General features: G+C 47.3%; 32 protein-coding genes and 2 pseudogenes. 18 read left to right on the forward strand and 16 right to left on the reverse strand.

Translation table 11 applies throughout. The annotated features are described in order from the left end of the window. Positions 1–60: 60 nt before the first annotated feature. From C7B65_RS01870 to C7B65_RS01880, 3 genes are all read right to left on the reverse strand, one after another. Positions 61–1251 (reverse strand): class I SAM-dependent methyltransferase, encoded by a 1191-nt coding sequence (locus tag C7B65_RS01870; protein WP_223257266.1) that lies wholly within the window; start codon positions 1249–1251, stop codon positions 61–63. Positions 1252–1310: 59 nt separating this feature from the next. Then, entirely contained in the window at positions 1311–1511 is a 201-nt protein-coding gene (locus C7B65_RS01875; RefSeq protein WP_073069193.1) for a hypothetical protein, read from the reverse strand. Positions 1512–2312: 801 nt separating this feature from the next. Continuing rightward, positions 2313–3497: an NAD(P)H-quinone oxidoreductase subunit H gene (locus C7B65_RS01880; protein WP_073069194.1), complete on the reverse strand. Its 1185-nt coding sequence runs from the start codon at positions 3495–3497 to the stop codon at positions 2313–2315. A 329-nt stretch (positions 3498–3826) separates the two neighbouring features. Between C7B65_RS01880 and rsmH the strand changes: the two genes are divergently transcribed. Together rsmH and C7B65_RS01890 are read left to right on the forward strand one after the other, a co-directional pair. Continuing rightward, positions 3827–4726, forward strand: coding sequence for a 16S rRNA (cytosine(1402)-N(4))-methyltransferase RsmH (gene rsmH, locus C7B65_RS01885; protein WP_073069195.1), 900 nt, complete (start codon positions 3827–3829; stop codon positions 4724–4726). 86 nt (positions 4727–4812) lie between these two features. Next, entirely contained in the window at positions 4813–5466 is a 654-nt protein-coding gene (locus C7B65_RS01890) for a cysteine hydrolase family protein (RefSeq protein WP_073069196.1), read from the forward strand. A gap of 112 nt (positions 5467–5578) precedes the next feature. Here the strand turns inward: C7B65_RS01890 and selD are convergent, their stop codons facing one another. Continuing rightward, positions 5579–7843 carry a selenide, water dikinase SelD gene (selD, locus tag C7B65_RS01895; RefSeq protein WP_073069197.1) on the reverse strand — a complete coding sequence of 755 codons (2265 nt, stop codon included), beginning with the start codon at positions 7841–7843 and terminating at the stop codon, positions 5579–5581. Positions 7844–8625: 782 nt separating this feature from the next. On the opposite strand from selD, the gene C7B65_RS29510 reads away from it, so the two are divergent. The 9 genes and pseudogenes from C7B65_RS29510 to C7B65_RS27265 all read left to right on the forward strand — a co-directional run bounded on the left by C7B65_RS29510 (position 8626) and on the right by C7B65_RS27265 (position 12694). Further along, complete coding sequence (locus tag C7B65_RS29510; protein ID WP_073069199.1) at positions 8626–8808, forward strand: DUF6888 family protein; 183 nt, start codon at positions 8626–8628, stop codon at positions 8806–8808. After that, positions 8805–9017: a DUF6887 family protein gene (locus tag C7B65_RS01910; RefSeq protein ID WP_073069200.1), complete on the forward strand. Its 213-nt coding sequence runs from the start codon at positions 8805–8807 to the stop codon at positions 9015–9017. The genes C7B65_RS29510 and C7B65_RS01910 overlap by 4 nt, the downstream gene beginning before the upstream one ends. 172 nt (positions 9018–9189) lie before the next feature. Beyond that, a complete protein-coding gene (locus C7B65_RS27590; RefSeq protein ID WP_181314311.1) occupies positions 9190–9357 on the forward strand; it encodes a hypothetical protein in 168 nt (55 codons plus the stop codon). Further along, on the forward strand, positions 9344–9937 hold the full coding sequence (locus C7B65_RS01915; protein ID WP_073069201.1) for a GNAT family N-acetyltransferase: 594 nt from the start codon (positions 9344–9346) through the stop codon (positions 9935–9937). The genes C7B65_RS27590 and C7B65_RS01915 overlap by 14 nt, the downstream gene beginning before the upstream one ends. Before the next feature lie 356 nt (positions 9938–10293). Continuing rightward, positions 10294–10473 carry a serpin family protein gene (locus tag C7B65_RS29515; RefSeq protein ID WP_223257267.1) on the forward strand — a complete coding sequence of 60 codons (180 nt, stop codon included), beginning with the start codon at positions 10294–10296 and terminating at the stop codon, positions 10471–10473. Then, positions 10463–10561, forward strand: a pseudogene (locus C7B65_RS29520) (serpin family protein); the annotation flags it as partial. The gene C7B65_RS29515 and the pseudogene C7B65_RS29520, both read left to right, overlap by 11 nt. 265 nt (positions 10562–10826) lie before the next feature. Continuing rightward, positions 10827–11501, forward strand: a complete 675-nt coding sequence (locus C7B65_RS01920; RefSeq protein WP_073069203.1) for a ribosomal protein L7/L12 — start codon at positions 10827–10829, stop codon at positions 11499–11501. 347 nt (positions 11502–11848) lie between these two features. Then, on the forward strand, positions 11849–12343 hold the full coding sequence (locus C7B65_RS01925; protein WP_143161987.1) for a hypothetical protein: 495 nt from the start codon (positions 11849–11851) through the stop codon (positions 12341–12343). A 96-nt stretch (positions 12344–12439) separates the two neighbouring features. After that, entirely contained in the window at positions 12440–12694 is a 255-nt protein-coding gene (locus C7B65_RS27265; RefSeq protein WP_143161988.1) for a hypothetical protein, read from the forward strand. A 103-nt stretch (positions 12695–12797) separates the two neighbouring features. Here the strand turns inward: C7B65_RS27265 and C7B65_RS01930 are convergent, their stop codons facing one another. Both C7B65_RS01930 and C7B65_RS01935 read right to left on the reverse strand, forming a co-directional pair. Then, positions 12798–13346 carry a hypothetical protein gene (locus C7B65_RS01930; protein WP_073069205.1) on the reverse strand — a complete coding sequence of 183 codons (549 nt, stop codon included), beginning with the start codon at positions 13344–13346 and terminating at the stop codon, positions 12798–12800. Positions 13347–13642: 296 nt separating this feature from the next. Continuing rightward, a complete protein-coding gene (locus C7B65_RS01935; RefSeq protein ID WP_073069206.1) occupies positions 13643–13936 on the reverse strand; it encodes a hypothetical protein in 294 nt (97 codons plus the stop codon). A gap of 101 nt (positions 13937–14037) precedes the next feature. Here C7B65_RS01935 and C7B65_RS01940 point away from each other — a divergent pair, with 101 nt between their 5' ends. Next, entirely contained in the window at positions 14038–14325 is a 288-nt protein-coding gene (locus C7B65_RS01940; RefSeq protein ID WP_073069207.1) for a Mo-dependent nitrogenase C-terminal domain-containing protein, read from the forward strand. 16 nt (positions 14326–14341) lie between these two features. Here the strand turns inward: C7B65_RS01940 and C7B65_RS01945 are convergent, their stop codons facing one another. Both C7B65_RS01945 and C7B65_RS01950 read right to left on the reverse strand, forming a co-directional pair. Then, positions 14342–14536, reverse strand: coding sequence for a hypothetical protein (locus C7B65_RS01945; protein WP_181314312.1), 195 nt, complete (start codon positions 14534–14536; stop codon positions 14342–14344). A gap of 70 nt (positions 14537–14606) precedes the next feature. After that, a complete protein-coding gene (locus C7B65_RS01950; RefSeq protein WP_073069208.1) occupies positions 14607–14804 on the reverse strand; it encodes a hypothetical protein in 198 nt (65 codons plus the stop codon). Positions 14805–14938: 134 nt separating this feature from the next. On the opposite strand from C7B65_RS01950, the gene egtC reads away from it, so the two are divergent. The 5 genes from egtC (at position 14939) to C7B65_RS01975 (ending at position 19980) form a co-directional block, all read left to right on the forward strand. After that, positions 14939–15727 (forward strand): ergothioneine biosynthesis protein EgtC, encoded by a 789-nt coding sequence (gene egtC / locus C7B65_RS01955; RefSeq protein WP_073069209.1) that lies wholly within the window; start codon positions 14939–14941, stop codon positions 15725–15727. Further along, a complete protein-coding gene (gene egtB, locus C7B65_RS01960) occupies positions 15696–16988 on the forward strand; it encodes an ergothioneine biosynthesis protein EgtB (RefSeq protein WP_223257268.1) in 1293 nt (430 codons plus the stop codon). The genes egtC and egtB overlap by 32 nt, the downstream gene beginning before the upstream one ends. 68 nt (positions 16989–17056) lie before the next feature. Beyond that, entirely contained in the window at positions 17057–18115 is a 1059-nt protein-coding gene (gene egtD / locus C7B65_RS01965) for an L-histidine N(alpha)-methyltransferase (RefSeq protein ID WP_073069211.1), read from the forward strand. A 331-nt stretch (positions 18116–18446) separates the two neighbouring features. After that, positions 18447–19076 carry an SNF7 family protein gene (locus tag C7B65_RS01970; RefSeq protein WP_073069212.1) on the forward strand — a complete coding sequence of 210 codons (630 nt, stop codon included), beginning with the start codon at positions 18447–18449 and terminating at the stop codon, positions 19074–19076. Further along, positions 19057–19980, forward strand: coding sequence for a carbohydrate ABC transporter permease (locus tag C7B65_RS01975; protein WP_073069213.1), 924 nt, complete (start codon positions 19057–19059; stop codon positions 19978–19980). The genes C7B65_RS01970 and C7B65_RS01975 overlap by 20 nt, the downstream gene beginning before the upstream one ends. Here C7B65_RS01975 and C7B65_RS01980 read toward each other — a convergent pair. The 3 genes from C7B65_RS01980 to C7B65_RS01985 are packed head-to-tail and all read right to left on the reverse strand — an operon-like array spanning position 19977 to position 21690. Beyond that, positions 19977–20873, reverse strand: a complete 897-nt coding sequence (locus C7B65_RS01980) for an alpha/beta fold hydrolase (RefSeq protein ID WP_073069214.1) — start codon at positions 20871–20873, stop codon at positions 19977–19979. The two genes, C7B65_RS01975 and C7B65_RS01980, sit on opposite strands and share 4 nt — an antisense overlap. Positions 20874–20876: 3 nt before the next feature. Beyond that, positions 20877–21005, reverse strand: a complete 129-nt coding sequence (locus C7B65_RS29155) for a hypothetical protein (protein WP_262983510.1) — start codon at positions 21003–21005, stop codon at positions 20877–20879. A gap of 4 nt (positions 21006–21009) precedes the next feature. Next, a complete protein-coding gene (locus tag C7B65_RS01985) occupies positions 21010–21690 on the reverse strand; it encodes a ferritin family protein (RefSeq protein ID WP_223257269.1) in 681 nt (226 codons plus the stop codon). Positions 21691–21954: 264 nt separating this feature from the next. Here C7B65_RS01985 and C7B65_RS01990 point away from each other — a divergent pair, with 264 nt between their 5' ends. Next, positions 21955–23514, forward strand: a complete 1560-nt coding sequence (locus C7B65_RS01990; protein WP_073069215.1) for a bifunctional pantoate--beta-alanine ligase/(d)CMP kinase — start codon at positions 21955–21957, stop codon at positions 23512–23514. A 246-nt stretch (positions 23515–23760) separates the two neighbouring features. Here C7B65_RS01990 and C7B65_RS01995 read toward each other — a convergent pair. From C7B65_RS01995 to C7B65_RS02015, 5 genes and pseudogenes are all read right to left on the reverse strand, one after another. Continuing rightward, positions 23761–24246 (reverse strand): annotated as a pseudogene (locus tag C7B65_RS01995) (Uma2 family endonuclease). A 19-nt stretch (positions 24247–24265) separates the two neighbouring features. Next, entirely contained in the window at positions 24266–24424 is a 159-nt protein-coding gene (locus C7B65_RS02000) for a hypothetical protein (RefSeq protein WP_219898285.1), read from the reverse strand. A gap of 47 nt (positions 24425–24471) precedes the next feature. Further along, entirely contained in the window at positions 24472–24747 is a 276-nt protein-coding gene (locus C7B65_RS02005) for a hypothetical protein (RefSeq protein ID WP_073069218.1), read from the reverse strand. A gap of 109 nt (positions 24748–24856) precedes the next feature. Then, the gene (locus C7B65_RS02010) at positions 24857–25270 is read right to left on the reverse strand and encodes a type II toxin-antitoxin system VapC family toxin (protein ID WP_073069219.1); all 414 of its coding nucleotides are present in this window, start codon (positions 25268–25270) and stop codon (positions 24857–24859) included. Continuing rightward, the gene (locus tag C7B65_RS02015) at positions 25267–25527 is read right to left on the reverse strand and encodes a hypothetical protein (protein WP_073069220.1); all 261 of its coding nucleotides are present in this window, start codon (positions 25525–25527) and stop codon (positions 25267–25269) included. Before C7B65_RS02015 ends, C7B65_RS02010 begins: the two co-directional genes overlap by 4 nt. Positions 25528–25532 lie beyond the last annotated feature (5 nt).

Consider the following 25532-nt stretch of genomic DNA (forward strand, 5'->3'; position numbering starts at 1 on the left):
TGCCATGCCGTGTCCCCGTGACCCAATTAGGACACGACATGTCGTGTCCCTACGATCAGATTAAAATTCCCTTAACCCAATCAAAGGTCGCTCGGTTTCTTGTTTTGTCAAACCTTTGCTTTGAATCAAAACGCCGAAGTTGCCGAGTCCCATTGGGTTCATCAGTTGGTGAAGCGCGTCACGACGAAGAATTGCATTCTGAATGTCTTGAGCATTTTTAGCGTCAATTTGACTGAGCGCCGTCAGTCGATCGCTCAACCCCAACGCCATTAAAAATAACCCTTGCTGGGTAAATCCTAAAGTTTTTAAGCCACAGCGATCGCCCTGCCCCTCTAGTGCGGTGAAGTCAACGTGAGCCGTGATATCTTGTTGACCCACATTGATATAAGGATTGTTGTGATGGCTATGCTGGTAGTAACACTGCAACGTTCCCTGCGATCGTCTGGGATTATAATAGCGAGTCGCGGTGTAACCATAATCGATCGTTAAAATATAGCCACGCTGGATACGATCGCAGACTAAACTCAGCCAATCTAATGCCGCTAAGTTGACCTCAGTCCGATAGCCATCTGGGTAATTAGGCGAGAATAAATCAATTCCGTTTAGATCAAAATAGTCAGTCAACCTCGAAGTCGAGGGTTCATCAATCACCTCCGCAAATCCGTTCGGCTGTGCAGTGACGTAAATCTCTTGGAGTTTGCGATCGGTCAATGTCACCAGATGCACCGGAAAAGCATCAATCAATTCATTTGAGAAGACGCAACCTGTGATCGAATGAGCAGGAATTTCGTCTAGCGATCGCCACTCAATCTTCACCTTTGCTTGCCACGACTTTAATCGTTGCTGCTGCTCTGCCATCAAAGCGGCGGCTTTCTCAACAATCACATAGTCTAGACAAGCGAAACAATCAGGATGATGACGTTGCAAACCGCTCAAAACATCTGCGGCTAATAGTCCTTGTCCGGCTCCTATTTCAACTAAGGTGAATGACTGAGGCTGACCCAAAATTTGCCACATCTCTGCAAACTGTTTAGCCAATAACTCACCAAAATCAACCGCTAAATGGGGCGAGGTGAGAAAGTCACCGTGCGCCCCAATTTTTCCGCGATTTGCAGCATAGTAGCCATAGTGTGGATGGTAAAGCGCCATCTCCATATACTCAGCAAATGAAATCCGACATTCGGAACTGTGGAGAATCTGCTGAGTAATCAAACTAGAAAGGTCAGATGTGCGATCGGGTAAATCGTTCACAGTAAAAATTAGCCTCTGTCTGACCTCTAAACCCTAACATCTGGCTCGTTAGAGTTGAGTTAAGCGATCGCAGCAGGAATGACTTCCTTCTTAACCGTTTCAAAAGCGATCATAAAATCAGTCTGGGGTCGGGTTTGCTTCAGCACCTTTATATAACAATCGGCATCGGTGCGGCGACGGAAGCGAATAACTAACTGACGTTGAAGATCGGGCAGGGTTTGATAGACAGCCCAGGGAGTCAATTGCTCTTGATAATTCATAGTTCTATTGGGGTGAGGAGTAATAGTTGACGAAATGGATGGAGTTGACAAACTTTAGGGGAGCGGTTCAGGACGTGCCGGGTCAGATGCTAGATGTAGCGTTACTGCTCTTTGCTTTCTACTAGTGATAGCGGTTAATTTTGAGATTGTCAACCCTTAGCTCAAGCAAACTTTTAGTGGTTGTATCTCCAGACTTTTGCACTACAAACTGCTTTGCCTAGTGAAGAATGCTGTGGGCTTTGGGCACGATCGAAACTCTCGCAACTTCCGACCTTAAAAGCTCAAAAGGCATAGCCCATGAACTTAGATTTAGTTAGATATTAAGTATCCTGACTTAATTAAGAAGCGTACGTTTGCACCAGTCATGATGCACATTATGCAAGTCAGAAAGAATTTTATAGAGGCACCTTTCAAGCACTGAGAACTTACGGACGACAAAGCATTTTCAGCGCTCTTAACTTTACTAACACTTTATACTACCCTAAAACGACTCAAGTTTATGAATTTCGTTCTTTTTAACCATTGCGTCTTTTTAACCATTGTGTCGCAGATTGAAATAAAACGTCTAAAGGCTCAACATATGGTGTTTAAATCTGATTTTATAATCTATAAAGAACAAGTAAAAAAGTCAGTGGTTTTACGGAGCTTGACGAAACACAGGGTTTAGACAGTGGTTGATATCACTGAGAGCTATGACGAATTCCATCACTCCCTTAACGATTCGTTCAACGTTTTGAGACAAAAAATAGGGATGCACCAAAGTACATCCCTCCAAGATCAAGAGACTTTCAAGACATTTTGTTAGCGATCGACCGATCCCATAATGATATCGATGCTTCCTAAAATGGTGACAATATCTGCCACCTTCATGCCTTTTAGCAAGTGGGGCAAAATTTGCACGTTGTTAAAGTCAGCCGCCCGAATCTTCCAGCGCCAGGGAAATGGGTTGTCGTCGCCCATAATAAAGATGCCTAACTCGCCCTTCCCGCTCTCAACTCTGACGTAGTGTTCGCCTTTGGGAATCTTGAATGTCGGTGCAATTTTCTTGCCGATGAACTGATAGTCAAAGCTATTCCACTCAGATTTTGGCCCTTCTGCCATTCGCTTCGCTTCTAAATTCTCAAACGGGCCGCCGGGTAGAGCCGCGATCGCTTGTCTGATAATCTTGACCGACTCGCGCATCTCCCGAATTCGCACGATGTAACGGGCAAAGCAGTCTCCTGCCGTCTCCCACTGCACATCCCAGTCAAAATCGTCGTAGCATTCGTAGTGGTCAACTTTTCGCAAGTCCCAGTTAACGCCTGATGCGCGCAACATCGGCCCAGACAGACCCCAGTTAATCGCTTCATCGCGTGTAACAGTGCCGACTGCCTCGACCCGCTTGCGGAAGATCGGATTGTCGGTGATCAGCCGCTCATATTCATCCACTTTGGGCATGAAATAATCACAGAAGTCTTCGCACTTGTCAATCCAGCCATAGGGGAGGTCAGCCGCAACGCCGCCAATGCGAAAATAGTTATGGTTAACCATGCGATATCCACAAGCCGCTTCCCACAGGTCATAAATCAGTTCGCGTTCGCGGAAGATATAAAAGAACGGGGTTTGCGCTCCCACGTCTGCCATGAATGGCCCAAGCCACAGTAGATGATTAGCGATGCGATTTAGCTCTAACATGATGACGCGGATGTGACTAGCCCGCTTAGGAACCGTGATTCCGGCTAGCTTTTCTGGCGCGTTAACTGTCACCGCTTCGTTAAACATGCCTGCGGCGTAGTCCCATCGACTCACGTAGGGCACAAACATAATGTTAGTGCGGTTTTCGGCAATTTTTTCCATGCCTCGGTGCAAGTAGCCGATCACGGGTTCGCAGTCGATCACGTTCTCCCCGTCGAGGGTGACGATCAGCCGCATCACTCCGTGCATTGAGGGATGGTGCGGCCCCATGTTGAGAACCATGGGTTCGGTTTTGGTTTCGAGCATTGCCATAGATGTTCAGCCTCTCCCTTACAGATTTTGGAATAGCCCTGCTTCAGTCTCGGATCATAATAGGCGACTGGCAGCAGTTGAGTCGAAAGCGTTTAATTAGCTGAATGTATATCGTTGCTCGCTTTTGTTGCGCCTTCTTAATTATAGAGATGGCTGGCTGTAAACGTTGACTGGAATAGATTTAGCTGACAATGAAGTTTTTGCAGAAAATCAATAGAGCGAAGTCGATGTTGAACCAAACCGATGCTTCTAAGATGGGAAAGACAGGCAAGATCAACAGTGAAGGATCTAAAGTTAACGGTGGGTGATGTGTTTGGGTGGCTAAAACTATGACTTCTGTATCGGATGATTCTGATTTGGCGATCGCGCCTGAGTTTTTACACATTCCAGTGCTGCATCGCGAAGTCATCGAGGGTTTAGCGATTCGTCCTCACGGTCACTATTTAGATGCAACGGTTGGCGGGGGTGGACATACAGCACTGATCTTAGCGGCAGCAGACGGGGTGCGTGTCACTGCAATCGATCAGGATGATCAGGCGATCGCAGCGGCAACCCAAAAACTAGCAGAATTTGGCGATCGAGTCGAATTCCAGCAAACTAATTTTGCCAATTTCGATCCAGGAGAGACGAGGTTTGACGGCATTTTGGCAGATTTAGGCGTAAGTTCTGCTCAGTTTGATATTGCCGATCGAGGGTTTAGTTTTCGCCATGAAGCACCATTAGATATGCGAATGGATCGCGGGCAATCGCTCACCGCCGCCGAGATCATTAATCACTGGGATGAAACTAAACTTGCCAATATTTTCTACACCTATGGCGAAGAGCGGCTCTCACGAAGAATTGCCCGACGAATTGTAGAGCGGCGACCCTTTCAGTCCACAACCGAATTAGCAGAAACGATCGCGCATTCGGTGCCTCGTCAATATCGCTACGGACGAATTCACCCTGCAACTCGCGTGTTTCAAGCACTTCGCATCGCGGTCAATCAAGAACTCACCGTTTTAGAAACGTTTGTCAATCAGGCTCCACAGTGGCTCAAACCAGACGGGAGAATTGCGATGATTAGCTTTCACAGTTTAGAAGATCGGATTGTCAAACACCGATTAAAAGAGTCGCCGTTGCTGCGAGTGTTAACCAAAAAACCGATCATTGCTCAAGAAGATGAGTTAGACGAGAACCCTAGAGCGCGATCGGCAAAACTCAGAATTGCAGAGCGAGTGGTTGAGTAAATGGTTGTTAGGCTGACCGGACCCAGCAGAATGCCATATAACAGTTGACCTGATACTATCTAAAGGTAAGCTCAAGGGAGAAACAGATGGAGAAGGCATTTGGATTAGAAATTCCTGAAAACTTGGAAGAAACCTGCGAACTTAATCGAACGGCTTTAGTCGTCTACGATATGCAGGTAGGTATTTTTAGCCAATTAAGCAATGGATCTGAGATCAAGTCACAGGTTGTAAAGGTTCTTCAAGCAGCAAGAGAAGTTGATTTACGTATATTTTTTATGCGCCACATGTCGCTGCCAAATGAGCTATCAGGTGTATTCCAACTCAGGACGGCAAAGGCATGGCAAAAAGCTACCTCAGTTAATGATGTTAAACCCTGGTTTCTTCGTGACTCACCCAGTTTTCAACTCATTCCAGAGATGATGCCGCTTTCCTCTGAAGCAGTTTTCGACAAGATCACAATGTCGGCCTTTGAGAGTACTCCTTTGGATATTGCTCTGCGTGATTGTGGTATCCAAACTGTTATTATTGTGGGCGTGGCAACCGAAATCGGCATTGAGCCAACAGTTCGCCATGCGGCTGATCTTGGCTATATCCCTGTTGTAGTTACTGATGCCTGTGGAGCAGGTAATGAAGAAGCTGGTCAGCGTGCGATCGCGAGTCTCAGATTCATGGGAGATGCGTTTTTCTCAACTGTTGACGAGATTTGCCAAATCCTCTACACAAAAAAGGTTTCTAAGTAACTCCAATAGCTTCGTACATTATATGTCAGCCTAACCATTCAAATGCATCGGACGGTCGAGAGTCGTTCGCACTGAGTTCGAGTTCATCTGCCGCCGCTGATTTGAGCCGTTCTCAACTTACACTTTGACAGAGAACAACGGGCAAGTCAGAGGCACTTTTTAACAATACATAACCGACTATGGCTGCCTCCACATACCCGGCAGCTTGAAGTGCTGTTAAACACGCATTTGCTCGATTGGCATCAACACTCGCTAACAAACCGCCCGACGTTTGCGGGTCAAACAACAGTGGATAGTCACGATGATTGTTAGCTTCATCAACGTTCGCGATCGCTTGACTCGATCGCAAGTTTTGAGGATAGAGAGAACTAAAAATTTCCTGTCGAACTGTCTGTCGTGCGCCTTCTAAAATCGGTAGTGCAGAGAGATCAAGTTGAACTGACAGACCTGATGCACGAGTCATTTCAACCAAATGGCCGAGTAAGCCGAAGCCTGTAATATCGGTGCAAGCAGTTGCGCCATGAGTCAGAAAACAGACAGCAGCTTGTTGATTAGAGATCAGCATTGAGGCGATCGCGCCATCGATCCAACTCGCTTTTGCCTGTCGCCGCATTTCGGCTGCAAACAGCGTTCCGGTGCCGATCGCTTTCGTCAAAATTAGCACCTGTCCCGGTTGCATTCCACCTTTGCGAAGCAGCCGAGTCGGATCGGCGAAGCCATTACACGACAAGCCAAAGGCTAAGTCTGCACCCTCAACCGTGTGGCCTCCGATTAAGACGGCACCTGCTTGCTGAAGTGCTCTGACTGACCCAGAGAGTAGCTGATAGAGAGTTTCTTCTTGTTTGGCTTCTGTAGCGTAGGGAATCGTCGCGATCGCCAATGCACTCTGCGCGGTTGCTCCCATTGCAAACACATCGCTCAAACTGTGATGAGTACTGATTTGACCAAACAAAAAAGGGTCACTCAACAGTGCGGGGAAATAGTCGATCGTTTGCACCAACACTTTCCCGATCGGAACTTGCACAACGGCTGCATCATCGGGCGCGTCTAAGCCGATGAGAATATCTTGAGATTGAGCGATCGGCTGGTCTTGCTGGATGCGTTTGAGCGATCGTTCTAGTGTATTGCCCCCAACTTTGGCACCACATCCCAAACATCGCATCAACGGCTGACTCGGATCTTTACTAGCGTTCTCGGTATCTTCTGTTGCCATTGATGGAAGCTCGTGGAAACGTCGCATGAATGTGCGATCGATACGATCTTTAATGCGCCATAAAAGTGCAGAATTCCAGCCCACTTTCCCATAAGATGCGACGGCAGACTCGTCTCCGGTGCCAATTAAGCTGAGATAATTTTTCTGCGGATGGTAAGGCTGCAACGGTTTATCGAGAACGATGTTTTGCAAATTCTTGAAGAGTGGCTTGCCCTGCCGGACTGCAAAAACTCCCGCTTTGGGACGAGCATAATTGACCATTGTGGCAATGTCTCCCGCCGCAAACACCTGCGGGTGAGAAATGGACTGCAACTCATTGTTGACGAGAATGAATCCTTGCTCATCGACCGCTAATCCGGCTTTGCTTAACCAATCAGGAGCCGATGCTTGCGTGACCCAAACCGTCGCATCACAAGGAATTTCTAAGCCAGACTTGCTGACGATCGTCCCTTGGTTAATTTCACAAATCTTCTCAGACAAGTGCAGATGAATTCCTCGCTGAGTCAGTAGGTTATAAAAGTGATGGCGTACCCAAGCATTATGTTTGGGCATCAGTTCAGCCCCACTGTGGAAGAGATGCAGCGTCAAAAGATCTTTCGACTGTCCAGCCTTTTGCAAAATGTCGTGCAAGCGATGCTGCATGTTGAGGGCTAACTCAACACCACCCGTTCCACCTCCCACAATGCTGAGAGCTAATGGTTTCTCAGGGGTTTGCTTGAGAGAATCGGTGAAGCGATTCCACCACGACAACAAATGTTGAACAGGTTTTGCGGCAATGCTGTGTTCTGCTGCGCCTGTGACGATCGGCATTTTCGGCGTACTGCCAATGTCGATCGATACCCAATCAAACGCAACTGGCGGACGGTTTGCACACAAGACTCGATTGTTCTCTAAATCCAGTCCGATCGCGGTATCGATGAAAATCTGAGCTTGAGCAAATTGACAGAGCGATCGCAGATTGATATGACAGTCCTCATGGTCATAAAACCCAGCAATGTGCCCCGGCAGCATTCCCGAATAAGGCGTGTCGGAGGCTTCGGTGATCAGCGTTAGCCGCACTCCGGGCAATGGGTGCATCCCAAACATTCGGAGTACGATCGCGTGGCTGTGTCCACCCCCGATCAAAACGAGATCTTTAACTATGGGCTGGGGCGATCGTTTCATGTCTCAATTTTAGAGTGACGATCGTGAACTTTTCATGCTCTTTTCTTGGCGCACGAAGCATGGGTAATTTCGGAGCGATCGTGGACAGCCTTTTGGCTTTCAAAATCAAGGTAAGTTCAAGCAACTTGTAGAAAGTTGTTGCACTATTAATAGAGTTGAACGTGGGGCGGTCGCTTTTGTTAGGGCATTTATCTAGTGCCAGAAATAACAGCTATAATCAGTCTTAGTAAAAAATGAGACAGTAGAGTAGATCTTCAATGCCTCCCAGGAAAAAACATTTTCTGCCTAACGGAATATCTATGACTCTACTTATCTGGTGTTTGACCTCAGTAGGGTTTGCGTTGACACCAATGTTATTTGTATATATCGGTGCATTGTTAACAGGCAAACATTTGGAGCCAGGTTTTAATGGGTTTGTCCAAGCAGTGTCATCTAGGGGAGAGCTACTTATCGTAGCTGTCGCTTTACTTGGGGAAGGCGTAAGTGACATGTTACAGAAATCATCGGCGAAGAAATTAAAGATTTCTGTGGGCGGATTTGCGTGTTTAATACCTCTGATTGCGTGCTGCCTCTTGTATGCTCACATTCAAACATCCAGCGCAGCTTTAAATCAGAATTTAATTCTCTTAATATCGAGTATCGCTATCATTTGGGCTGTTTGTATAGGTGCTGCATGTAAGTTCTTCGCTAGATCCTAAAATTAAGTCACGTCAGTGGTAGGAGTTTAGAGATAGTCTGTTTGGTCTGTTTGATGTTTTTGGTGTGTCTCTAGGAGTTTCAGGTTGCCGACACAGAAGCAGTCCAATACAGCAATTTTCGTCTGTCAGCTACTCTCGAATTTGTACCAGCCAATTCAGATCTTTCGCTATGATCAAAAGCTAAAAACGCTTTATGTTCAGGCGGGAGCAACTGATCAAATTGCGCTCATAATTGATGAAGAAGGAATTTGGAACTTTGTTCTATGATGCAAAATCTTGATCAACTGACCACTCCTGAATTGAAGCGCTATCTTTCAGAACATCGGAATGACGAGGAAGCATTTCGTGCAGCGCTGCAAATTATTATGAGCCGCCAAGATCCTAATGCTCCTCGGCAACCTTATCCGTTTGACCTTGATGATCCTGAGCGCGAAGTAGAAGCCATCCTCAGAGAGAAACTCAAGCAAGTTGAGTAGCGGCGATCTAAACATACGATCGAGCGGACTGTCGAAAGCTGCTGGTAAAGAAGACTCGCACCAGTTACTAGTATCGATCGGATCAACAGTCCGATCGTCATAGGTATCTTCGGGTTACTAGAGGAACTTCTACCGGAGTGACTGAACAACAGAGCCTTGCTAGAATAGAAACATGAAATACCCTCTCCACACCGTATCAAAGCCTGTCTCTGGCAGTGAAGCTGAGAAACTGGCTCAAGCCATTCAAAGTGGTGGCTACATTGCGAATGAAACCGCCCTTGCTCTGATGCAACGGATCGCAGAACGTCGCCGTCGAAAGTCTGCAAATGCCGCCAAGTAGTAAGTTTACAAGTGTTGACTTCTCCGAGATTCCAGTCGAGCGCGTCACTCCTACACTGGCTAGGTTGGGTCAAGGATTTCGTTGTTCGCGAGGAGAATTTGTTACCTATTGGCGACAAGGGCGTATCCAGCGGGAAATTAACGCCCGGATCAGTCAATGTTGGATTCTGCGATGCGAAGATTCTTTAGCTGGTTACATCACTCTCATTGCTGACAAACTGGAGATTGACCAACCGATTCTGATTGACGAAGGCGTTCAATATCAAATGTTTCCAGCCATCAAAATTGGTTTGCTTGCGGCTGATCGACGGGCAAAGGGTGTCGGTCGTCGGTTAGTAGAGTGGGCGATCGAATACGTAGCGAGTGAGATCGCACCTACGATCGGGGTCAGGTTTAGGACAGTGGATGCCCTATATGACGCGGATTTGACACCGCCTTACGATGCTTCTGGCTTTTACGAAAAGTTTGGGTTTCGTTTTGCCAACATCGAAGAAGCCTTGCCACCGTCCACCCCCTACCGCACGATGTATCTTGATCTCAAACCCTTGATTGATCTGTTGGATGGCTCAGATTCTGACTAACAGCCCTGTTGTAAGTCAATCGCATAGGGAGGATTGGGCGATCGCGTGGCTGTGTCCACCCCCGATCAAAACGAGATCTTTAACTATGGGCTGGGGCGATCGTTGCATATCCTAATTCTAAAGTGACGATTGCTAACCTTTCATGCTCTCTTCTTGGCATATCTAACACGATACTTTCAGCCTACTCTGAGTTATCTGTAAGGGCAGGAACTCCTTGCTGAGTTATCGTTAAAGCAATGTTGGGTAATACTGGAGAACAGTCAAAGTGACATTTAGCAAATTTAGAGAAGGGGATTTTAGAGAGCATGTTGATCCAAGCACTGTAGCGATTGTGCAAGAAAACACTGCTTTTGCACTTGACCTTTACAAAGCATTGCAAGGAAAAGATAACCTCTTCTTTTCTCCCATACAGCGTATCTGTGGCATTCGCTATGACCTATGCTGGTGCTCATGGAGAGACAGGACGGCAAATGGCTCAAGTTCTTCACTTTTTAGTAGAGAGGAGTCTACCACCGCCCCGCCGTTTTTCAGGCTAATCATCCCTTTATTCTTCTAATTCGTGAGAAGCACACTGGGATTGTCTTGTTTTTGGGTAGATTCGTCACACCAGAAGCGGCTGCATAGAGCGAGATAGTAGCGATATCCTTGAAGGAAACTCCAGCTTTTTGTAGATAATCGCTATAAGAGGTCTCGATGTGAGAATTTCTGAAGATTTAAACATTCCAGACGCTAAAATTACTCGCTATCTATTGCTGCAAAAATCACGGAATGATAAATCGAAGTTTTTAGATTCATTGTAAAAGGAGCCTAGCGTTAATCTCACGATCGCCACGCCTAACACTCGTCAGCAACCGCTAAGATCGCACTAGAACTACCATTAGCCGAAACCATGAGGCGAGTGAACACGATCGTAGCGGGGATGCTGTTAGGCATGGGGTTGCCGATTAGTCTCGTGTGTATTTGGAACCTGATTCAGCAGAGCGATTCCTTAACGGATTCGGCGCGATCGATCAATATTGCGACTCTTATTTTTTACGGAATTTTGCCTGTCGCGATCGGAAGTTGGCTCACTTTGAACAATCATCGTCAAAGTCAAAAATTGGAGCGCGATCGTCTTCAAAGAGTATTTTTTAATCTGCTGCGCCAAGGGGACGGAAACATCAACATCTTGCGCTTCTCAATGGAGGCAAACATTAGCGGTGCTGAAGCAAAAATCTATCTAGATGAGCGTGCCAGAGAATTTAATGCTGCGTTTAACGTCAGTGAAGCAGGCAGAGTCTTTTATTATTTTGATGGAGACTTCAACACGCCGACTTTGAAGTCGATCGCGGGCGAAGAAACCTATGATGTCGTTCTAGAATACGTTCCGCCTCGGACTCGACAAGACGTAGTGCGCGTCATCCAGCAGCTTACAGGATTGGATGAGAAACCTGCGAAACGGGTGATTAAAGGAAGTCGAGCCAGTCCCATTCTGATTGCTGAAAACGTTGCGAAGCCGACGGCCGATCAGTTTCGTCGGCAATTAGAAGCCGTTGGGGCAAGCGTATTAATTGTTTTGCGATAGGATTGCAAAACTTTATGATGACGAGAATTTTCTTGACGATCGCCTCTTAGACTGATCTAAGGAACGTGAATTTATTAAGGTGCAACTTCTCGGACTCAACTAGAGTGTAGATAAGTTTGTTGATGACTCCGTTGGAGTCGGCTTGTGCCCCCTAAATCTCCCATTTTGGGGGACTTTGAAACCGGAAATTTTAGCTCAAAGTCCCCCATGAATGGGGGATTTAGGGGGCGAAGATCTCAGCCATGACGAATCAAAAGATTTGATTACAAGTTTGACAGGTTATTTAATCCACGATCCTAAACGTTTAGGTAAATGAGATTTTCCCAACATCAAGCACTCATCCTTTTGTGAATCGTTCCCAGCTTCTCTTAAAACTCGGTGTCACGGCTTTCTTGATGTCAATCATTTTGGGAATTGGGGGAATCGCGATCGCAGATCTGGGTGAATTAGTTCACTTCAACTGTCGCCCTCAACCTGACCAGGTGATCTGCGAACTCACCCGCGAACCGCTGATGGGCAATCTAAACACCCGTTATCTCGCTAAATCTGACCTGATCAAAACCAACGTGCAGATGGAATGGAGCCTTTATCGGGGTTCCGTTGCTCGACTTGTCTTAAACACAAAAGCACACGACGAGATTCCATTCACCCGCAATGGGTCGAGAACTGCCAATGCTCAACTCTTCGCCCAACGTGACCAGATTGACCGATTTCTCACGACCCCTCAAGCCAATATCCTGAGTGTACGAACCCATCGACCCTGGAAACTTTGGGCAATTTTGGGAAGCTTAGGAATGGTGAGTGGGACGCTCGGAAGAATTCTCTGGTTGTCAAAGTCTTAATGAAACTAACTGTCTAACACTAACGCGAATGGAAAAAATGATCTCAGACCAAAATTGCTAGAATTAAGCCAAGAAAGCAGGAGAAGGGAAAAGGTAATGAACCAGATATTAAAAGTTTTGAGTGCAATCTCTCCTCAACATCGACATCAGATTTTGGAAGAAGCTCGACAGCAAAGGAGTGTCAATCCCACGTTGTCTAAACCAGATGTTTCTGCTCGTTCTTGCTCAACTTGCTCTTATCTCATGCCTGGAGTCAAATTCGGTGAACCAAACACTTGCAACGCTTTCCATCATCCAACTGAGAATCTTTGTGTCTCGATCGAGTGTCTAGACTGGAAGTTGAAAGGGTGACGAGTAGATTAGTTGGCTTGGAATAGCATTACCGATCGCTCTTTAAGATGTTTGAGCAGCAAACGATGGGAGCGCCCCACCTTTACGACACTGACTAATCCTGCTACCAAGTTGGTTTAAACCTCGACATAAACTGTATCCATGAATTCACTTTGCCACCCGTAATATTTAGAATGGGAACGCTGTAGGTTTTAGAAGGACAGGCTCTACCTCCACGAGAACACTCAACCGTTGTACTCTCTGATTTTCCAGCTCCGTATGCAATTGCAATATCGTTGGCTAAATCACAGCTAATTTCAAACCCGCCAATACGTGTACGACCTCCGTTCTTTTCATAAATCCAACTGTAGCCTGCTCGCTTCGGCTCCCTCTGGCAAAGGTGTTGAGTAACTTCAAACATCTTGGCAACATGTGCATCATAGAGTTTGAGTTTCGCGCCATAGGCTGGACGACTAACATCTTTATTTGGCACATCTAAGAAAAAGACTTCGTTGTCTGACCAGTGAATCGTCATCGGAAGCTTGGTATTTTGCGCTACTGTCTTTTGGCTGAAACCAGCAAGCGAGACTATTGTTCCCATGGCAATTAAGCCAAACAGATTACTCAAATTTGCCTTAATTGACCCAGATTGAATTTCAGATTTGGTGGACATGAATATCGTGCCTTTAGCTTATTTTGAAAAACTCTGTTTACAGTCAAGTCAGTGAGAAGCTGACGAGAATCACAATCTCAACACTCAGTTCTCACAACTGGCTAATCGGTTTAGCTCAGGGCTGAACCGGAATAGAGGCATTATCCCGCTAATCCTTCCATATAATCTCTCAAGAAAGTGGGATTAGGCGGAAACTTTAGAATTCTTATAAGTGAAAATACGGCTCTTCCTGTAACTTTAAAAACCTATCTACGGCATCACTCTTCACCTTCCCCTAGAACAAGGATGCGATCGTTTCAGCAGCAACGCCCCTCACAGTTACGACGACTGCGAATGCAACCCGTTTCTGCATAGCGCTGTCCATGCTTTCGCACCGTGGGATGAGCCAGCCGTTGAAGCGGAATTCCTGTCAGTTTCCAAACCAATCGACCAAAAGAATGTAGGACATCCCAAGCCTCTTCTAAGCTGGGTTCTGCAATAAATTCTTTCAGTTCTGTCGTGAATGCTGCCCATTGAGATTGAAGGGTTGGAGGGTGGCAATAGTCATACGCTGCCATTCCTGCTCGGTAGTGATTAAGGAGATCAAGCATCACGATCCTAACTTTGTTGCATAAATTATCCAGCACAAGCGTATAAATCAGTAGCAGCCATTGAAGCCAAAATGCTCCATCAACGGCTCAGGAGATTAATCATGCTATCCCTTACCTCCCATAAATTCGCAGTTCGCTTTCTTCAACCGATCGCCCGAAAACTCGACAAAATCGAGATTTGCAACGCCAAAACAGCCCATTTCTTCTGTCGTCTCATTCCTGCCCAATGCCCATTTGAACGGGATATTCGCTGCTTCGATCGTGTCTTACTGCACATTCCCCCAATGTGCAAACTGAACCCGTTTTATGAACAACTGGTGGGATTACGATTCAAAGCGCTTTGCTACTTGGCTGATGTGTGTGGTGAAGACATCGCAGCGTATTGTTAATCCACAAAAAATAGATTCATGATTTTTCTGCGTCAGCAGATGGCTTGCTGGTCGGTGGGCGTTCAATCTCTCCCTCGCTGTAGCCTAAATCATACAGACTAGCAGCCTGGGGATCATGCTCTGGTGGCTGCTTTGATTTACCTGCCCAAGCATCTTCCTTCCCGCGATCGAACCACTCCTGATCAGATTGTGAAGAATCATTGTCGCTCATCAGCATTACTCCCAAGTGTTCTCCCGATAGTCTAAGTCTTCGCAGACGTTCGATGTATCGTTCTAACGGCTCAACCATCTGGAAACTGCCAACAGGAGATGTATTCCATGCTTTTACTGCCACAAACACACGCTTCAGGTTTAGACGCAACCCATTCATAGTTGCACTCTCGACAGTGGCAGAAAATATTGTGTCGATTTGCCTCTTCAAGGCTTTGTTGCCATTCGCGCAGTTCTGTAGGCGTGAGTTGAGGTTGATTGTCTGACATGGTTGTGTGGGTTGCAAAGGTTTTTAACGATCGTGGTCTCAGCCATTAAGAATCTCTCGAAAGTCAACCTTAATAAATTCCCCTAAATTTAGATTCGTGTGGCACGATCGGGAAACAAATCTTCACTAACCCAAATGTGCCGTCTTTTAGGCTATCTCGGTTCGCCCGTTCAACTCGATCGGCTGCTCTATAAACCTGACCATTCTCTCGTCGTGCAAAGCTATCAGCCTCGCGAAATGACAGCAGGACTGCTCAACGCAGACGGGTTTGGGATCGGTTGGTATCACCCGCACCGTCAGATCGAACCTTTTATTTACAAAAATACGCTGCCGATCTGGAACGATGTCAACCTGCCCAGTTTGAGCCGATATATTGAGTCGGGCTGCACTCTGGCATCGGTTCGCAGTGCTACGGCGGGTCTTGCCGTAGATCTGAGTAACTGTCAGCCGTTTCAGCATTCTCACCTTTTAGGAATGCACAATGGTTTTATTCAAAGCTTTCGGCAAACGTTGTATCGGCCGATTTGCGATCGTCTCAGCGACACTGCCTATCAATTCATTCAAGGCTCGACCGACTCTGAGCATATTTTTGCATTGCTAATTGATGAGTTGTTGTCTGATCCTAATTTGAGCCTCACAGGCGCTTTACGGCAGACTCTCGACATTTTGACAGAGCTAGGAGAGAAGCATCACACTTCGTTTTCAGCTAATCTGATCGTCACTGATGGTCATCAAATCGTTGCGTCTCGATTTGCAAGTCACACGCCCGTTCCAACGCTTTATTGGCTGCGAGACGATTTGACTCTGCCTGACGCGGTTGTGATTGCCTCTGAGCCGCTATTTCCTGGCGACTGGAATTTATTGCCCGATCGTAGCCTCCTTACCGTTCAAGATGACTTTAACTTTCAAGTCCAATCTCTCTGATCTGGTCGATCGCAGACAATGCATTGCTGACTGGATGCACGCCTGCCGCACCGCAACGTTAGCGCTCTTTGACGGCATGGATCACGAAACCTTCTGCCGTCAACCGCATTCCGATTTCAGTCCAGTAGGCTGGCATTTGGGGCACATTGCTTACACCGAGGCGCTTTGGCTGCTTCAACACAGTGCTGGCGATCGTCCTTTGTTTCCCGAATATCACCGATTGTTTGCCCAAGATGGAATGCCGAAGGGCGATCGCGTCAAACTGCCTCCCCTCTCAGAAGTGTGTGACTATCTCAAGGCAGTCAGAGCAAAGGTTTTTGACTATTTGCAAATCGCGCCTCTAGATCAACAAGAACGGCTCTGGAGATGGATTTTGCAACACGAGAGCCAACACTGTGAAACCGTCGCGCTAATTTTAGAATTACAAAAAAAGCGTCCTGAACTCTCGCGTTCTCAATCCAATCTTAAACCTCAAACCTCTTCGATGGTTTGCATTCCTGCCGGATATTTTGAGCAGGGAAATGAATCGCTCGACGCACTCGATAATGAACGCCCGGTGCATCAAGTTTATTTAGAGACTTATTGCATCGATCGCACCCCTGTCACCCATCAAGCCTATCGATCGTTCATTCAATCAAACGGTTATCAAGATGTGCGTTGGTGGTCATCAGAGGGTTGGCAATGGCTACAAAAAAATCCTGTGACGCACCCGCTTTACTGGCGAGAAGATCCAACTTACGCCAATCATCCCGTTTGCGGGGTCAGCTATTACGAAGCAGAAGCCTATGCTCGATTTGTGGGCAAGCGACTGCCCACCGAGTCAGAATGGGAAAAAGCCGCAAGCTGGAACTCGCAAGCTGGAACCCGATCGCTTTATGCTTGGGGTGATCAGTTTCCTGATGCAACTCGCTGCAACTATGGTCATGAGTGGAGTACAACTACGCCCGTCGATCGCTACCCTGCAAATCTCGCTGGCTGCTACGATTTACTAGGCAACGTTTGGGAATGGACGGCAACCTGGTTCGATCGCTATGCAGAATTTGAAAGTTATCCTTACCCAGGCTATTCTCAAGTCTATTTTGATGGCGAACATCGAGTGCTTAAAGGCGGCAGTTGGGCAACTCGTCCCTGGGCGATGCGGTGTGCCTTTCGCAACTGGTATTACCCTCACATGCGACAAATGCTGTCAGGGTTTCGCTGTGTGAGCGATGCCAATCCAGAGTGCTTAAGCGCTACAGTCATTAAAGATTCTGTCTTGTGAGGGAGTTACTCAGCCCCCTAGAGCAAGCGTTAATCAGAAACGGAATGTGAGGAAATAAGGAAAGAGATATGTCAACGTTTCAATCCGCAGGGCGGAAAGTTTTTGCACGTCAACCTCAGCAGCCAGCTTACTCGTTAGAAGAACGGTTGCAGATCGAGCATCTCGTCAACACCGCCAGACCCTCAGACGAAGAATTGCATCCCGGTAGTGACGTGATTCAAGGGTTGAGTCAACAGCCCAAGACGCTGCCGCCGCGATATTTTTATGACGATCGTGGTTCTCAACTTTTTGAACAAATTTGCGACCTGCCAGAATATTATCTAACGCGCACCGAAACTGAGATTCTGCAAAGTTGTGCTTCTGAGATTGCTGAGATCACAGGCACCTGCGAACTAGTGGAATTGGGAAGCGGCAGTTCTACCAAAACCAGACTCTTACTGGATGCCTATCAAACAGCCGGGCATTCTCTTTGCTATTGTCCGATCGACATTAGTGCAGGCATTCTCGAAAGCAGCGCTCAAAGTCTGCTGCTTGACTACCCAGCTTTGCAGGTTCACGGCTTGGTCGGCACTTATGAACTCGCCCTCCAACGGTTAGCACCCAGTCATTTGCCTACGCGCATGATCTGCTTTATTGGCAGCACATTGGGCAATCTCAACCCGCAGGAATGCGATCGGTTTCTCGAACAGATTAAAAACGCGCTGCAACCGGGTGAATATTTTCTATTAGGCATCGATTTGCAAAAGTCAAAGGCTCAACTAGAAGCGGCTTACAATGACCGCCAGGGAATCACCGCAGCCTTTAATCTCAACATGCTGCGTCATCTCAATCACCGCTTTGAGGGCACATTTGATCTAACTCAGTTTGAGCATCTCGCTTTTTATAACGAGTCTCAACACCAAATCGAAATGCACCTTCGCAGTGTGCAGTCTCAAGTCGCTCAACTCAAATCATTAGGGTTGACTGTTGAGTTTGCGCTAGGAGAATCGATTTTGAGTGAAATCTCTCGTAAATTTAGCCTGACAAAAATTCAGCAAGATCTTGAGAGCAAGGGGCTAAAATCGCGACAGGTTTGGACGGATGCCAAGCAGTGGTTTGGATTGATTTTGTGTCAGCTACAATCCTGATCAGTCGTTCTGTTTGCCTGATCATGGGACACGCTAAAAAGCAGCTAAATCTTGCTCCGATCGCACCCCTTCTTATCTTCAAAATTCTGATAGTTCTGGCTGAACAAACTCATTATTTATGATTTATTTCGCTAATTCTGGATAAACTTGAGTAGACAAATGAAAATTTGTGTTATTGAATAGAGGCAAACATCTTAACCCTGGCATTTTGCAAGGTAAACTGGTGTCATGAATTTAGAGTGTTCCTGGATTGAGTCACCGATCGCTGAATAGAGTTTCAGACCCAAGGTTTATCCGTTAAAATTCAATCCAGACGTGAAGGTGTGAGGAGATGAGCGATACCACTTCGTTTTTAGGAGGAGCCGCATTAGCAGGGTTAGCCGCCATCATTCTGTTGAAGGGTGGTGTCAGTGCGACTGCGCCTAGTTTTACATCGCCTCAGGCTTATCCGGTTCAACCTTATCCGACAGCGACCTTGCCTGCTGCGGGGATGCCTTCTACGACAGCCGCACCGACGGTCTATGATTTAGAGAAACAGCGAGTAGAAGCCGAGCAACTCAGGGCACAGTTTGAGCAGCAGCGCATGCAGACCGAGCAACTGAAGGCGCAGATTCAAAGCCAGCAAGCGCTAATTGAAACCTTGAATGCCCAAAGCAAAAATAACGGCGTGATGCCAATTCCTGGAAAATCAGTCCAGGGGCAACCCTTAAACTTAGAGCAGACTGCTTCTAACCCGATGATGACAGGCATTCTCTGGGCGTTAGGCGGAATGCTGCTGGCGTTTGGGGGCGGTCTTGCCCTGGTGGGAATGTTTGTTTTATTTTCTCGTCAGCAGCGACCCTCGCGCACGATCGAGGTGATTCACGACGACTATCCAAACTATCTGCCTGCTCGCCGCAAGTCGCAAGTGTTGCCCCCGCGCCGCACCATTAAGCGGGTCGATGCAGACGATTGGGAATAGCACGATCGTGTATAAGCAATTGCCCAAAAGCTGGCGCATTCATCAACAGCACTTGACTCCCTATCTGTTTTTGCTGCCCGCTTTGTTAATTTTAGGGCTGACGGTTTTCTATCCAGCACTACAGGCTTTTTATCTCAGCTTCACGCGCTATGACTTGATTGACCCACCCCAGTGGATTGGTGTCGCCAACTTTCGTCGCTTGTGGGCTGATCCGATTTTTTGGCAAACGCTGCGAAATACTCTCCTTTATTTGGTTTGCGTTGTCCCAATTTTAGTGACAGCTCCGTTAGGTCTAGCGATTTTAGTCAATCAAAAGCTGCGAGGAATTCGCTGGTTTCGAGTCGCGTATTATACACCAGTGATCATTTCAATGGTGGTTGCGGGCATTGCCTGGAAGTGGCTCTACGCCGATAACGGGTTGCTCAATCAGTTTCTAAAGCTGTCTAAGCTCTCAGCCGAAGGAATTCCGTGGCTAACCAGTCCTGATTGGTCGATCTTTAGCGTCATGGTGGTGACGGTTTGGAAAGGATTAGGCTACTACATGGTGATCTATCTGGCGGGGTTACAGTCAATTCCAGAAGATCTCTATGAAGCAGCAGCGATCGACGGTTCTGATGGGTTTCGCAAACATTGGGATATCACCGTCCCATTGATGCGTCCTTACTTGCTTTTAGTGGCTGTGATCTCGGCGATCTCGGCCACTAAAGTCTTTGAAGAGATTTACATCATGACTCAGGGCGGCCCGCTCAATAGTTCTAAGACGATCGTCTATTACGTCTATGAGCAAGCCTTCCAGAGTTTAGAAATCAGCTATGCCTGCACGATCGGGCTGGTGATGTTTCTGATGATTCTCGCCCTCTCAATTTTGCGCTTAGGTGTGCAGCACTGGGAGCCAGGAGCCTAAGTGTGATTGGCTACATCCGTTACCCAATTGAGAATTAACTCATTCACTTGATCGGGAACCTCATCGTGAGGGCAATGACCCGCATTCAGATAATATTCCGTTAGTCGAGGGTGATAGCTGCGAAACTTTTCACCGCGTTCTCGTGCATTGATCCAGGGATCGCCTTCACCCCAGAGCATTAAGAGCGGCTTGGTCAGTTGATTGAGCAACACATCCACTTTTTCGCCTTGGGGTGTGCGAAAGACAGACGCAAAAACTTTCTCAGCGCCGATGTCACACGACGGACGATAAATATCTTCGACTAGCTGATCGGTAATGGCACTTTGATCGAGATAAACCTTCTCTAAAGTCTTGCGAATCACCGATTTTTGTTTGATGTATTGAAATAGCAGGAAACTCGCCCAATCTTGCCGAAACAGGGTGGTCACAACTTCGCCCATCACCTTGCGAATGGGATCAGGTTTTGTAGTGCCCTGAAGGTCAGTAAAGGGGCCCGCACTATTGATCAGAATCAATCCTGCTGCCGATTCGGGACGCTGCGAAGCAACACAGAGAGCCGCATAGCCACCCAATGAGTTGCCAGCTAAAACCGCAGGTCTTCCAATCACCTCAGTGATAAATTCGTGAAGCTGATCACGCCAAAGATCGCCACTGTATTCCCAGTCAGGTTTGCCCGATCGTCCGAATCCGAGCAAGTCAATCGCCCAGACTTCAAAATGTTGGCTCAACCCAATCACATTTTTTTTCCAGTGATCGGTTGATGCCCCAAACCCATGAATGAGTAGCAGAGGCGGACGCTGCAAATCCTGTCCTGCTTTGACGTAATAAATGGGCTGCTGTCGCCAACTCCAATATTGACCCGGTACGGAAGTAACTGTGGGCGCTACCTGCATGATCTAAAGATAAAAGCTATTTTTGCTATTGTAAACCATTGTAAAGCCTTTATGAGACGGATTTGTAGACGATCGACGGGCAGCGATCGCGCCTAAAAAATTCTCAAGCCCGATCGCTGCTTGCCAATACACCCTTCTAAGCCGCAACTTTCTCTAAAACCGAGTTGCTTTGTGAAGTCAAAGATGTCTCCATCTCCACGGGCGCACCCTCTTCGACCATTGATGCCATTTGACCACCTTTCTGAACGAAATTGGTCACCATCGCCAACATTGCATTGACTTTGCGGGTGCGCCATTCATCGATCGCTTGCTCGGTTGCCGCCAATCCTAAATAACGCTCCATCGCTTCGCGTAAATAAGCCGCATGACCCGTTTCATCTTGAGCGATACTTGTCATTCCTTTCTTCAGATTGGCGCTATGAGATTCATCTTCTGGCAAGGTGTTTGCCATTCGCAGGAAATCCTTACTGGCATCTAACTCCAGAATATAAGTACTCGCAAAAAACACTGCCCACTCCATATTTTGAGGCTTGAGTTGCTCTTGAGAATAGCCCTGAAAATAAGCATCAAAAAACGGACTGCGTTTGCGCTCATCCAGTTTGCCATCGACCGTTTTTTGAGGCAGCTTTTTGAAATCAATGACGTGCTTATTGAGTTGTTTGAGCGCGTGAGCAAAAATTTGCCCATGCCGCCGCTCATCAGAAGCATGGCGATCGAGCCGTTCAGCTAACCAAGAATTTTCCTCAGCTTGAGCACGATCGCGCAGCGCTTCGAGAAACGGCACCGAGCCAGACTCTGCTAGTTGAAACCCAGCCAAAACATTGGGTCGGGTTTACAAATCTCTCAGGCTCCGAGCGGAAATAAATGCCACCGCTCCAGACCCCGCTATGTGCAGAATTTGAGTTAAAAAGTTCATGAAGTTTTGTCAAGAGGCTGTTGAGTGCGATCGTAGCGCGCTTTTCAAAAAGAAATGAGGGTCAAATTATTTGGTCTGATTCCTTCACAATTCCTCCCTCCACATCTTTGAGAGAATTCTATACACTAAGAGAGGCGAAGAGCGAAATCATTTTTGGGGGTTCCGGTGCGCCTGTTTACGACTGTTGCGGCTTTGCGCTGCTACCTAGACCTCTGCCGAAGAAGTCAATCTTATTCAAATGACTTGAATAGCCTAGAAATTGGACTCGTGCCAACGATGGGTGCTTTGCACACAGGGCATCTCAGTTTGATTCGGCGGGCTAGACAAGAAAATAGAAGCGTGGTGGTCACAATTTTTGTCAACCCCCTGCAATTCGGGCCCAATGAAGACTTTCAGCAATATCCTCGCACCCTAGAGCGAGACAAACAACTCTGTGAACAAGCTGGAGTCAATGTAATCTTTGCGCCAACGGCAGCAGAATTGGGCATCGATCGCCAGCACTCTGTTCAGGTAATTCCCCCAACGTTCATGACTTCTGGGCTGTGTGGTGCCTTTAGACCCGGACACTTTGAAGGCGTGGCAACGATCGTGACTAAGCTTCTCAATCTAGTTCAGCCCGATCGTGCTTATTTTGGACGCAAAGATGCTCAACAACTGGCGATCATTCAGCGTTTAGTGACCGATTTAAACTTACCCGTCGAAATTGTGCCGTGCGCGATCGTGCGAGAGCCAGATGGGTTGGCGTTGAGTTCGCGCAACCAATATTTACGTGCAGAGGAGCGCCAGCAGGCAATCGCGCTTGATCAAGGACTTTCTCAAGCCGAGAAAGCTTTTCGATCGGGGGAGCGCTTGAGTGCTAACTTAATTCAGGCAGTAAAGAAAGAACTGGAGAAGGTGCCAGCCATGAAGACCGAATATGTTGAGTTAGTTCATCCAATGACCCTTGCGCCTGTGGAAGTGGTTGAAGAAGCAGGGTTACTGGCGGTGGCTGCCCGCCTCGGTTCGACTCGGTTGATTGACAACGTTTTGCTGCGGACTCGTAAGCCGATTTTGGCGATCGACGGCCCGGCTGGGGCTGGAAAATCTACGGTTGCCCGTCGAGTTGCCGAGCAGCTAAACCTGTTTTATTTAGACACGGGAGCCATGTATCGCGCTCTGACGTGGCTAGTGTTGCAATCTGGAATTGCAGTGGATGACGAGCCAGCGATCGCAGAATTGGTCAGTCAAAGTCACATTGAGTTTAAAGATTACGAGTCAGATGCTCAACGCTCAAAGCGCATTTTTATCAACGATCGAGATGTCACTGAAGAGATTCGCGATGTAGACGTGACGGCGAATGTCTCGGCGATTTCTGCTCATGCGATCGTGCGAAAGGTTCTAGTCAAACAACAACAACGCTATGGCAGCAGTGGCGGCATTGTGATCGAAGGTCGTGATATCGGAACTTGCGTCTTTCCTGATGCTGAAGTGAAAATCTTTTTAACGGCTTCGGTGCAAGAACGAGCCAGACGCAGACAGCAAGATCTCAAAAATCAGGGCAAAGGCGAGATCAGCTTAGACGAGTTAGAACAATCGATTTTTGAGCGCGATCGTAAAGACAGCACCCGTGCAATTTCGCCGCTTAGAAAGGCAGACGATGCGATCGAGATTCAAACTGATCATCTCAGTGTTGATGAAGTAGTGGGGGCGATCGTCCGACTCTACCTAGAAAAACTTGATCCTTAACAAAAAACTCGACTCAAATCTAAAACAAACCCCGGAAGCACATTTTCACCTGAGAGTGTAATCGGAGACTGTAGAGTCTCAATGGGCTGCCCTTGACGATAGATTTTTGCGGCGTTGCTGAACGATGGTATGAATTGCCCTCATCCCCAACCCTTCTCCCCAGAGAGAAGGGAGCCAGAAGTCTTGTTCCCTCTCCCAAAAGGAGATGGCTAGGGTGAGGGTAAATCTAGCGGTTCATACCTGGATTCAGCAACGCCAGATTTTTGCTTGCGGAGTTTGCGGATCAAGCAGCCAGCCTAACCGAACGCCATTCTCTAGATACTCCTGCATTTTCGCTTCTAGCATTTCTAACGAGTCTGTTCGTGAGCGTAGCTCGATCACAGAATCGGGCGCGATCGGGGCAAACCGTTCCTGTTGTTCGGATGTCAAGGCGTTCCAGCGATCGTTTAAAATTCAAGCGGCATCGGGGGAACGGTCTGCACCATTGGGCAATTTGAACCCCGTCGAAGAATCAAAACCAACGCCAGAACCATCCCGTTCAGCCCAAACTCCAAGCTGTGTAATCAGATTGAAGTTGCGTTTTCCGGTGCTGCTGCCTGTCGGTGGCATAATCACTAAATCTCCGGTTGCCGTGCGCTCAATGCGTAACTCTGGGTTGTTTTGACACAGTTGGAAGAACTGCTCATCGGTCAGGTCGATCGTGGGGCGCAAATTTACAACGAGTGCAGTCATAGTTTGTTTCGGTTTGACATTACTTCAAAGCTTCGATAGTAACGACTCCACCCTCAATCGCTTCAATTTGAAGTTTAAATCCATACAGCAAACTCATTCCCATTAATGGATCTGCTTCCGATTCTGCCACATCCACAACTTGGATCTGACCATCCCAAATAACAGTTGCACGGTACATTTCAAAGATGACTTCACTGCCATCGCCTAACGTTCCACCTCACTGCATCATACTGATTTTTTCAGGCTCCGGGAACCGAAGCGATAGACTGCTCGATGTCCAATCCGAATCACCCAAGGTTGAGCATCGGGGTAGCATTCATAGAGTCGATCGATGGCTGCGATCGTATTCTCGGCAACTTCAAAGGCTCCGGTTTCGATGTCGATCGCGACGATTTTTCCGTGGTTGCCTGTCTCAACTTGAGAGCGCACCTGAGATTCATAGATCTCATCGCCGCGTCGAGCGAATTCCTCTTTGCTGTAGCGGGGTTGCCGAACTGTCATAGGCTTAACCTCGTTTCAACTTTATCCATTGATTTTAACTTGGGTTACGGCTCGTCTGGCTTAAAGGCTATGTTAGGCGGCGTTTTTGCTCAGAGATTTAATCGCTTAATCACTGAACTTGAATAACATCAAAAGTCTCCCGATTTCCAATACGATAGAACAGAAAGTCCGAATCGAGAGTGAGAATTTGCCGAGTACTTGTCTTCTCAGCCACTAGAACGAGTGAGGCATCTGCTAAGTCCATTGGTCGATCGCGATACTGCTCCATCAACTCCAACAAACGGCTGTAATCCCTCTCCTGAATTTCGTAAGTCATTAGAAGTTTGTCCAAAAGCAGTTTTCCTAATTGTTTTTGCATTGTCCACCCACCGCGATGAAGAGCCAAATACATAACTTCCGTCAGGCAAGACCAGGTTGTGAGGAGAGGAGGGGCAAGTTGCATCACTGCACTTCGGTAAGCTTTGTGTTGGGGTTGGGTGCGATCGACCAGACAGAGCAAGACCCCAGCATCGCAAAGAATCATAGCTCTAGACCCTGTTGCCGATATTTAGTTAGCAGGAGTTGCTGATAGTCGCTGACTGACTCGATTGGTGTGACTTCTAGACGATCGACAGACTCAAACCATCGCATCCATGCTTCAGTAAGTTGGTCTTGAGGATTACCGATGGCTAGACTTTGCTGTTGTGTTTCGGTCAAAACGTCAATAAAGTCGCTGACTTGCTGCAAGAGCGGCTCAGGCAATTGCTGCAATTTGGCAATGGTAGCTTCGCGAGTCGTCATGAGAA

The sequence above is a fragment of the Phormidesmis priestleyi ULC007 genome, from assembly GCF_003003695.1.
In the GTDB taxonomy this organism is placed as follows: domain Bacteria; phylum Cyanobacteriota; class Cyanobacteriia; order Leptolyngbyales; family Leptolyngbyaceae; genus Phormidesmis_A; species Phormidesmis_A priestleyi_A.

Bases quoted from the DNA above. Each gene is read 5' to 3' on its own strand.
- C7B65_RS01980 (WP_073069214.1), bottom strand. From the start codon at position 20,873: ATGCAGGTAGCGCCCACAGTTACTTCCGTACCGGGTCAATATTGGAGT.
- C7B65_RS01940 (WP_073069207.1), top strand. From the start codon at position 14,038: ATGCTATCCCTTACCTCCCATAAATTCGCAGTTCGCTTTCTTCAACCG.
- selD (WP_073069197.1), bottom strand. From the start codon at position 7,843: ATGAAACGATCGCCCCAGCCCATAGTTAAAGATCTCGTTTTGATCGGG.
- C7B65_RS01920 (WP_073069203.1), top strand. From the start codon at position 10,827: ATGAGGCGAGTGAACACGATCGTAGCGGGGATGCTGTTAGGCATGGGG.
- egtD (WP_073069211.1), top strand. From the start codon at position 17,057: ATGTCAACGTTTCAATCCGCAGGGCGGAAAGTTTTTGCACGTCAACCT.
- C7B65_RS01875 (WP_073069193.1), bottom strand. From the start codon at position 1,511: ATGAATTATCAAGAGCAATTGACTCCCTGGGCTGTCTATCAAACCCTG.
- rsmH (WP_073069195.1), top strand. From the start codon at position 3,827: ATGACTTCTGTATCGGATGATTCTGATTTGGCGATCGCGCCTGAGTTT.
- C7B65_RS01970 (WP_073069212.1), top strand. From the start codon at position 18,447: ATGAGCGATACCACTTCGTTTTTAGGAGGAGCCGCATTAGCAGGGTTA.
- C7B65_RS02005 (WP_073069218.1), bottom strand. From the start codon at position 24,747: ATGACAGTTCGGCAACCCCGCTACAGCAAAGAGGAATTCGCTCGACGC.
- C7B65_RS01930 (WP_073069205.1), bottom strand. From the start codon at position 13,346: ATGTCCACCAAATCTGAAATTCAATCTGGGTCAATTAAGGCAAATTTG.
- C7B65_RS27265 (WP_143161988.1), top strand. From the start codon at position 12,440: ATGAACCAGATATTAAAAGTTTTGAGTGCAATCTCTCCTCAACATCGA.
- egtC (WP_073069209.1), top strand. From the start codon at position 14,939: ATGTGCCGTCTTTTAGGCTATCTCGGTTCGCCCGTTCAACTCGATCGG.
- C7B65_RS01950 (WP_073069208.1), bottom strand. From the start codon at position 14,804: ATGTCAGACAATCAACCTCAACTCACGCCTACAGAACTGCGCGAATGG.
- C7B65_RS02000 (WP_219898285.1), bottom strand. From the start codon at position 24,424: ATGTACCGTGCAACTGTTATTTGGGATGGTCAGATCCAAGTTGTGGAT.
- C7B65_RS01975 (WP_073069213.1), top strand. From the start codon at position 19,057: ATGCAGACGATTGGGAATAGCACGATCGTGTATAAGCAATTGCCCAAA.
- C7B65_RS01910 (WP_073069200.1), top strand. From the start codon at position 8,805: ATGATGCAAAATCTTGATCAACTGACCACTCCTGAATTGAAGCGCTAT.
- C7B65_RS02015 (WP_073069220.1), bottom strand. From the start codon at position 25,527: ATGACGACTCGCGAAGCTACCATTGCCAAATTGCAGCAATTGCCTGAG.
- C7B65_RS01945 (WP_181314312.1), bottom strand. From the start codon at position 14,536: ATGAGCGACAATGATTCTTCACAATCTGATCAGGAGTGGTTCGATCGC.
- C7B65_RS27590 (WP_181314311.1), top strand. From the start codon at position 9,190: ATGAAATACCCTCTCCACACCGTATCAAAGCCTGTCTCTGGCAGTGAA.
- C7B65_RS01915 (WP_073069201.1), top strand. From the start codon at position 9,344: ATGCCGCCAAGTAGTAAGTTTACAAGTGTTGACTTCTCCGAGATTCCA.
- C7B65_RS01935 (WP_073069206.1), bottom strand. From the start codon at position 13,936: ATGCTTGATCTCCTTAATCACTACCGAGCAGGAATGGCAGCGTATGAC.
- C7B65_RS01880 (WP_073069194.1), bottom strand. From the start codon at position 3,497: ATGGCAATGCTCGAAACCAAAACCGAACCCATGGTTCTCAACATGGGG.
- C7B65_RS01890 (WP_073069196.1), top strand. From the start codon at position 4,813: ATGGAGAAGGCATTTGGATTAGAAATTCCTGAAAACTTGGAAGAAACC.
- egtB (WP_223257268.1), top strand. From the start codon at position 15,696: ATGACTTTAACTTTCAAGTCCAATCTCTCTGATCTGGTCGATCGCAGA.
- C7B65_RS02010 (WP_073069219.1), bottom strand. From the start codon at position 25,270: ATGATTCTTTGCGATGCTGGGGTCTTGCTCTGTCTGGTCGATCGCACC.